The sequence below is a fragment of the Curtobacterium flaccumfaciens genome, assembly GCF_018598405.1.
Lineage (GTDB): Bacteria > Actinomycetota > Actinomycetes > Actinomycetales > Microbacteriaceae > Curtobacterium > Curtobacterium aurantiacum.
Map to the genome: position 1 here is coordinate 1 of NZ_JAHEWS010000049.1, position 7,824 is coordinate 7,824.

Annotated in this window: 8 protein-coding genes; 4 read left to right on the plus strand and 4 right to left on the minus strand. The window is 67.8% G+C overall.

All coding sequences use genetic code 11. The features are described from left to right. The 3 genes from KK097_RS17495 to KK097_RS17505 all read left to right on the plus strand — a co-directional run. Positions 1-618, plus strand: a 618-nt coding sequence (locus tag KK097_RS17495; RefSeq protein WP_214531710.1) for a cation:dicarboxylate symporter family transporter, incomplete at its 5' end; no start/stop codon positions are given. 37 nt (positions 619-655) lie between these two features. Next, positions 656-2,515, plus strand: a complete 1,860-nt coding sequence (locus tag KK097_RS17500) for a phosphoenolpyruvate carboxykinase (GTP) (RefSeq protein ID WP_214531709.1) — start codon at positions 656-658, stop codon at positions 2,513-2,515. After that, a complete protein-coding gene (locus tag KK097_RS17505; RefSeq protein ID WP_214531708.1) occupies positions 2,515-4,080 on the plus strand; it encodes a glyceraldehyde-3-phosphate dehydrogenase in 1,566 nt (521 codons plus the stop codon). The genes KK097_RS17500 and KK097_RS17505 overlap by 1 nt, the downstream gene beginning before the upstream one ends. A gap of 51 nt (positions 4,081-4,131) precedes the next feature. Here the strand turns inward: KK097_RS17505 and KK097_RS17510 are convergent, their stop codons facing one another. The 4 genes from KK097_RS17510 to KK097_RS17525 form a co-directional block, all read right to left on the minus strand. Beyond that, positions 4,132-4,446, minus strand: coding sequence for a hypothetical protein (locus KK097_RS17510; protein ID WP_214531707.1), 315 nt, complete (start codon positions 4,444-4,446; stop codon positions 4,132-4,134). Positions 4,447-5,042: 596 nt separating this feature from the next. Beyond that, on the minus strand, positions 5,043-6,350 hold the full coding sequence (locus tag KK097_RS17515) for an HTTM domain-containing protein (RefSeq protein WP_214545600.1): 1,308 nt from the start codon (positions 6,348-6,350) through the stop codon (positions 5,043-5,045). Beyond that, positions 6,323-7,018, minus strand: a complete 696-nt coding sequence (locus KK097_RS17520; RefSeq protein ID WP_214545601.1) for a DUF5819 family protein — start codon at positions 7,016-7,018, stop codon at positions 6,323-6,325. The genes KK097_RS17515 and KK097_RS17520 overlap by 28 nt, the downstream gene beginning before the upstream one ends. A gap of 166 nt (positions 7,019-7,184) precedes the next feature. Continuing rightward, complete coding sequence (locus tag KK097_RS17525; RefSeq protein ID WP_214545602.1) at positions 7,185-7,346, minus strand: hypothetical protein; 162 nt, start codon at positions 7,344-7,346, stop codon at positions 7,185-7,187. A gap of 46 nt (positions 7,347-7,392) precedes the next feature. Between KK097_RS17525 and KK097_RS17530 the strand changes: the two genes are divergently transcribed. Then, on the plus strand, positions 7,393-7,824 hold a 432-nt coding region (locus KK097_RS17530; protein WP_214545603.1), incomplete at its 3' end, for a hypothetical protein.

The following is a 7,824-nucleotide window of genomic DNA, read 5'->3' on the forward strand; positions in this document are numbered from 1 at the left end:
TACCTGCTGATCGTGTCGACGTCCTCGAGCGAGGTGAGCCTGCCGCGCCTCATCGCGAAGATGGAGCACCTCGGCGTCTCGAAGCCCGTCGTCGGTGTCACGGTGCCGACCGGCTACTCGTTCAACCTCGACGGCACCGCGATCTACCTGACGATGTCGTCGCTGTTCATCGCCAACGCCCTCGGCACGCCGCTGAACATCCCCGAGCAGATCTCGCTCCTAGTGTTCATGATCATCGCCTCGAAGGGTGCAGCCGGTGTGACCGGTGCCGGCCTGGCTACCCTCGCCGGTGGCCTGCAGGCGCACCGCCCCGACCTGGTCAACGGTGTCGGCCTGATCGTGGGCATCGACCGGTTCATGTCCGAGGCCAGGGCGCTGACCAACTTCACCGGCAACGCGGTCGCGACCGTGCTCGTCGGCACGTGGACCCGGCAGATCGACAAAGTCCAGGTCGACCGCGTGCTCTCCGGTACGTCGCCGTTCGACGAGCGCACGATGTCCGCCGACGACCACGGCGGGAGCCGCCCCGCGGTCGCGCAGGAGGAACGCATCTCGACCGAGGCCGTCCGCACCATCGTCGATCCCGAAGATTCGACGGCATCGGCCGAGCGCCGCTGACCCCCCCTCCCCGACCACCGCCGCAAGGAGATCGCCGATGATCACCAACCCCAACCACACGACGCCAGCGCCCGCCACCGTCCCCGGCTCCCCACGGGTCGCCCTGGAGGCGTGGGTCGCCGAGGTCGCGTCCCTCACCCGCCCAGACACCATCGTCTGGTGCGACGGCTCAGCTGACGAGACCGCACGGCTCACACAGATGCTGGTCGACGAAGGCAAGCTCATCGCACTCGACCCGGAACGACGGCCCAACAGCTACCTCGCGCGCTCCGCGCCCTCGGACGTCGCCCGCGTCGAGGGCCGCACGTTCACCTGCTCACGCACGCCAGAGGATGCCGGGCCGACCAACCTGTGGCGCGACCCGACGACGATGCGCTCCGAGCTACGTGAACTGTTCGCGGGGAGCATGCGGGGTCGGACGATGTACGTCGTGCCGTTCTCGATGGGCCCGGTCAACGGGCCGCTCTCGCAGCTCGGCGTGGAGATCACCGACTCGGCGTACGTCGTCCTGAGCATGGGTAAGACGACGCGGCTCGGGCCCGACGTCCTCCGTTCGATCTCTGCAGGGACCCCGTGGGTGGCCACCGTGCACAGCGTCGGGCACCCCCTGCGCGGCCACGACGGTGCGCTGCGAGACGACGTCGCCTGGCCGTGCAACGAGACGAAGTACATCGTGCAGTTCCCGGAGACACGCGAGGTCTGGTCCTACGGCTCCGGCTACGGCGGCAACGCCCTGCTCGCGAAGAAGTGCTTCGCGCTGCGCATCGCCTCGGTGATGGGACGTGACGAGGGATGGCTCGCCGAGCATATGCTGCTCATCCGCCTGAACTCCCCCGAGGGGCGGTCGTTCCACATCGCCGCGGCGTTCCCGTCGGCGTGCGGGAAGACCAACCTCGCGATGCTCCAGCCAACCTTGCCCGGGTGGTCGGTGGACACGATCGGCGACGACATCGCCTGGCTCCGGCCAGGTCCTGACGGACGGCTGCACGCCATCAACCCGGAGGCCGGCCTCTTCGGCGTTGCGCCCGGAACCGGCGCCGACACGAACCCGGTCGCGGTCCAGACGATCGCGGCGGACACGATCTTCACCAACGCCGCGCTGACTGATGACGGAGACGTCTGGTGGGAAGGGCTCACCCCCGAGCCACCCGCTCACCTGGTCGACTGGACCGGAGCGGACTGGACACCGGAGCGAGGGACCCCCGCAGCACACCCGAATGCCCGCTTCACCGTCGGACTGGACCGTTGCCCGTCGCTCGCCGACGACTGGGAACAGAGCGTCCCGATCGACGCCGTCGTGTTCGGGGGCCGGCGCTCGACGAACGTCCCGCTCGTGGCCCAGGCTTCGACGTGGTCCGAGGGCGTGTTCATGGGCGCGACAATGTCGTCCGAGCAGACCGCCGCCGCCGAGGGCGCGATTGGGGAACTCCGCCGCGACCCGTTCGCAATGCTGCCGTTCTGCGGGTACGACATGGCGAGGCACTGGGCGCACTGGCTCGAGATCGGCGACCAGCTCGGGAGCGACGCCCCGGCCGTGTTCCAGGTGAACTGGTTCCGGAAGGGCGACGACGGCCGTTTCCTGTGGCCGGGCTTCGGTGAGAACGCCCGTGTGCTCGAGTGGATCGCACGACGCGTCGAGGGGCGGGTCCCCGCCGTCGAGACCCCGATCGGCCTGGTCCCCGACGTCGACGACCTCGACGTGCAGGGGCTCGCGCTGCCGCCCGCGCAGCTCGACGCACTGTTCGCTGTCGACCCGGCATCGTGGCTTGCCGAGTGCGACCTCACCGAGGAGTTCCTCGGGGCGTTCGACGGACGAACACCTGCGGTGTTCGCTGCGATCCTCGACGAGCGCCGCGCATCGCTCCGAACCGCTGCCTCAACGCGGCAGGCCGCCTGATGCGCACCGAGGCGAACCAGGACCGTCCGGGCAGCGCACGGACCCTGCCGACACGACACCAGGCTGAGACCCGCGACCGCCTGCGGCGTGACTGGGCCGACAAGCTTGCCGCGGCCGAGGCGATGGTGCCGCTCATCGGTCGGCTCTACCGACGAGACGACATCGTGCCCTCGGTGTACGGCCGGCCCCTCGTCGGACAGTCGCCGATAGCGATCCTCAAGGCGCACCGGTCGACGCGTCGACTGGACGACGCGGAGCTGTCCGTCGAGGAGACCCTGGCGATTCTCACGGAACTCGACACCATGTCGCTGTCGTCCGCGTCCGTGGACATCGCCGACCTGGCCGCGCGATACCGCGCCGACCGGCTCGGCGTCACGCTGCGCGAGTTCCTCGACGACGAACTCTTCCTGGCTCGCGGCGCAGCGGCCTCCGGCGTCGGTGGGAGCCACCCGGTGCCCCGCGACGTCGTTCTCTACGGCTTCGGTCGAATCGGCCGCATGCTCGCCAGGATCCTGCTCGAGCGTGCCGGCACCCACGCCCCGCTCGCCCTGCGCGCCGTGGTCGTCCGCCGTCGCGGCCCCAACGACCTGATTAAGCGTGCAAGTTTGCTGCGGCGGGACTCGATCCACGGCCCTTTCGCCGGCACGATCTCGGTCGACGAGGAACACGACACGATCACTGCGAACGGCACGCTGATCCAGTTCATCTCGTCGGACGCCCCCGCCACGGTCGACTACCGGGCGTACGGCATCGACGACGCCATCGTCGTCGACACCACCGGTCGGTGGCGCGACGCCGAGGGACTCGGACAGCATCTGCTCGCCCCGGGGGCATCCCGCGTCCTGCTCACGGCCCCCGGCAAAGGTGACGTCAAGAACATCGTGCACGGGATCAACCACCACAGCATCGGCGACGATCCCGTCGTCAGTGCCGCTTCCTGCACGACGAATGCGATCGTCCCGGTGCTCAAGGCCGTGTCGAGCGCATTCGGCATCGTGCACGGGCATGTCGAGACGGTGCACTCCTCGACGAACGACCAGAACCTGGTCGACAACTACCACCCCGCCGATCGCCGTGGACGCGCCGCCGGGCTCAATTTGGTGATCACCGCGACCGGGGCCGCCCGCGCAGCGGAGAAGGCCCTCCCGGAACTGCGCGGCAGGCTCACCGGCAACGCGGTCCGGGTTCCCACCCCCAACGTCTCACTGGCGGTCCTGCACCTCACGCTCGACCGTCCGGTCACGCGCGACGAGGTCAACGGGCTCCTCCGCGACGCGTCGCTTACCTCACCGCTCCGGCGGCAGATCGACTACGTCGAGTCCCCGGAGATCGTCTCCACCGACCTCCTCGGCAGCCGACGGGCCGGTGTCGTCGATGGGCTGGCGACAATCACCGACGGCTCCGAGCACGTTGTCCTGTACGTCTGGTACGACAACGAGTCCGGCTACAGCCGCCAGGTCTACCGGATCCTGCAAGAGATGAACGGCGGCCGTCCGATGATGTTGCCCTCCGCACAGCTTGGAAGTGTCAGCCAAGGCCACGGTGGTGGCCCTATCCGGACGTGATTCGTTGACGCCGCCTGACGTCCAATTGCGATTACGCCCGGACGCGGCGGCCTACCTGTGACCGGCTCCGATGGTCGCGATCTTGATGTCCACCCGCACAAGCGGCAGGTCCCGTGTGCTCAGAAAGCAGACGACGGTGTTGTAGACCTCGTGGGCGACCTCGCGGGCGACAGATCCGTCAGCGGTTCCGATGATCACGGAGACGACCCCGTTGTCGATGGTCACTCGCGAGCGAAGTGCGTTCGGGGATCGCAGCGACTCTGCAAGCGAGCGGAGAATGGGTTGCGGATACACTCGGGCGACCCCCGGCATAGCGGTGATCTGCCGCTCGAGGTCAATCGCCATGTCGCTGTCCCGATCAGGCATCTGACCGTCCTTTGGCTGATTCAGGCATCGCCCCGCCCCGGTCTCCGTTTCGACGCGCTCTGTGGATGGGTCGCGCCCTCGAGTCGAAGTTGGACTGCGGAAAGCGTGGGCTCCTCGGCCAGGTCTTGTCGGGCCGGCTGAAACAAAGCGCTCGTGCGTTTTCAGATGGAGCGAGCATGCGCTCAGTCCCAATCGCAGGGGTGCGGCCTTGAATCCGCTGAGCTGTGCGGCCACCGCTGACGCTCCAGGCCGGACGGGCGAGAGGCGTGTGTCCCAGAGACATCGGTTACCTCTGCCCGCTGACGTAGAGCGGCGCGAGGTCTACCTCGCACCGGTGCTGCACCGCTGTTCGCCACCGGCTTATCGCATCGTTCTGGCGCTGTACGGCTTGCGCGAGCAAGAAGATGAACTGATCGTCGGCAGTGCTGCGGTGGTTACTGTCGAAACGCCGCAACGTGCTCCCGTATGCGTCGGCAGTCTTGGACCAGTCGTGTGAGCCAGTCGCCGTCGTCCCGGCGCGGGCCATGCGCTGGTAAAGCTGCTGGAGCTTCTGCAATCCATCGTGGATGGTCGTCGGCGTTGACGTACGAGGGGCGTCACGTGTTGCTGCGACGAGGTCTGAAGCGGCCGCGCAGAACACCTCGCGGGACTTCACTGAAGGTGGAGCTGTCGCGGACGGTGCCGCGGTTGTGGACGCTGGCGGTGCCGGTTCGGTAGTCCGTCCTTCCGGTGCCGCCGGGCTGCTGCAGCCAGATAACAACACGGCCGACAACACTCCGCTCACGAGGACGAGCGAGGGCCGCCAGGACCGGCTTTCGGTTGAGTTCCGAGGGAAGGGGTGCCGTCGGGTGCGGATGTGTCCGGTCATGGGGGCGTGGTCTTCCTGTTCTGTCGTAGATGGATCTGCAGGCAGCAGTGATGCTGCGCCAGGTCTGTTCGCGGATGAAGATCGCATCGAGTGCTAGTGCGCTGATCGAGAACCAGGGCAGGCCCATCAGGACGCCGATCCCGATGTGGAAGCCGAGGACGACGATCAGGGCAAGTCGGCGGGTCCAGGTCGTCAGGAGCAGAACGGGGAAGCACGTCTGCACCAGCACTGTCACCGTCGTGAGGACCGCCACTCCGGGCGCCCACGCTGTGAGGAGGTGCGCGGCTTCGGGCCAGGTGCTGAATTGCTTCACCTGGAGGGGGTCGTAGATTGCCCATCCCTGAGTCCAGGCCTGTCCACCGGCCTTGTAGAGGCCGCCGGCGGCGTAGATGAAGCAGACCTGCGCGCCGAGCGCGATGAGGGCGCCGTTGTGGGCTGCGTTCCGGATGATTGATCGCACTCGAGGTGGGCGAGCTCGTCGAACGGCGAACACGACATCAGCGTCCGTGAAGAGGAGGAACGTCAGGGCGATCCGGATGAGATTGTCGCTTTGATCAGCGGTGAAGACGGTGAGCTGGCTAAGGCCTACCCACACCGTCAACAGGACGAGGATCGCAATGCGGCTGCAGAGGCCGAGGATCAGCGCTGTGGCAGCGAAACTGGCGATGATGAAGAGCGCCGTGAGTCCCGCTGGGTGGGCTGCAATGAGCCAGATCCAGTCGTACGGAAAGAAAGTGACGAAGGTGGTCGTCGGTGTGGAGAATTGTCCGGTCCAGGTGGCGCCATAGGAATACCCCCGGGTTGGGGCGTTGCTCACGAGTTCGCCGAGAATCGCCACGCCGAGCAGGATCCGCGCGACTGCAAGCCCATGGCGTGCATGCGGGGCGCCGGTGAACCAGCGCCATCCCTGTCGAGCAATCGTGACGGCCCAGACGACGGTTGCGTCGCACTGTGCTGAAAACCACTCCCATCCGCTCCTGACCAGTCCAGGTGGCCGACTGTCGGGCATCATCGCTGCTCCCGGTACTGCGTCCATGCCTCGAGGAACGTGCGGCGGAACCCCTGGTCGCTTCGCTCGTACGGCTCGGACAGCGCACGCCAGCCAGTGGCAACGATGATCGGACCAGGACGCTGAGCCGTCGGGTCGTTCCGGTCAGCGAAGGGCACGATGGGGTGACGCTGGACGCGGAACTGCACGGCAGTGACGTCGGCGCCCCAGATGCTGTAGGCCGCTTGCGTCGCGTACGCGCGGATCTGTTCGTCCTGTTGGACGTATGCCCGGGCAGCCTGCTCAGGGCCGCCGGCCTTCTCCAGCGTCCGGGCGAGCGAGCCGGAGCGGTGCGTGAAGTCCCGGCCTGCGGCCTGTTGCTGGGGCTCAGTGAGCGCGTTCCAGGCATCGCGGGTAGACGCAGCCTGGTGTGTTCCCATGGTCGCTGCCTTGGGAGGGAACGGGTTGTGCCGCGCGAGCTCGTACTCCACGTCCGTGACGTTGACCCAACTCGTCGGGCTGTCGTCGGAGCGCAGCTGCGCCCGGACGAGTACCTCATTGTCGCCGTTGATCGGGTCGGGCGCGAAGACCGACCAGCTCTGGCCGAACCAGGGCAGCATGTACCGCTCGAGCAGGTCGCCGGGCACAAGCTGCCGGATCGCTGTGGGCGGCGCGATCCACAAAAACGAGGCGAACACTTGCCAACACGTCAGCATGAGAATCGTTCCGACCGTCCCGCGGGCGAACCATCGGCGAAGCCGACCGCGGCGGACACCGCGGGATGTTTCTTGGAGCACAGGAGTCTCCTGAATCAGGGCTCGTGGCATGGTGCCGGGGCGGGGTATCAGACCGCCCCGGCACCATGCCGGTGGTGGAGGAGGGTCAGTGTGCCTCGCGCTGCAGGCGGCGCCGACGTCCGGCAGCCGCCGCGAGACCGCCGACGAGCATCAGCGCGATCGCCGCGATGGAGAGCCCGACGAGGAGCGAGCGATCAGCACCCGTGAACGCGAGCTCTCCCTTCGCCCCAGCGTGCGGATCGACCACTGTGTGCGCGCCAGCCCCGGCGCCCGTCCCCCCGGTTCCTGCTCCGTTGGCTGCGGAGGAGGCGTTAGCGGACGCGTTGGTGATCGCGGCAGCTTGCGCAGCTGACGCACCGGAGACATCGCCCGCGGCGGAGGTGTTCGCGTTCGCGGAGGAGTTCCCCCTCGAGTCCGCTGCACCCTGTGCCGCGCTGGCGGCAGCTGCGTTCGCCGCCGACGTTGCGTTCTGCGACGCATTGCTCGACGACGCACTGTTCGCTGCGGTCTGCGCTGCAGCGCTCGCGTCACCGTTCGCAGCTGCCGACGCAGCAGTGCTGGCATCGGCCTGCGCGGCCGCCTGGGCAGCGGCGTTCGACTTCGCATCGGCCGCAGCAGACGCGGACGCGTTCGTGTTCGACGACCCGCTCGTGCTCCCGTTCGTGCTCGACGAACCGTTCGTGTCCGACGAACCGTTGGTAGCCGACGAACCATTGGTAGCCGAC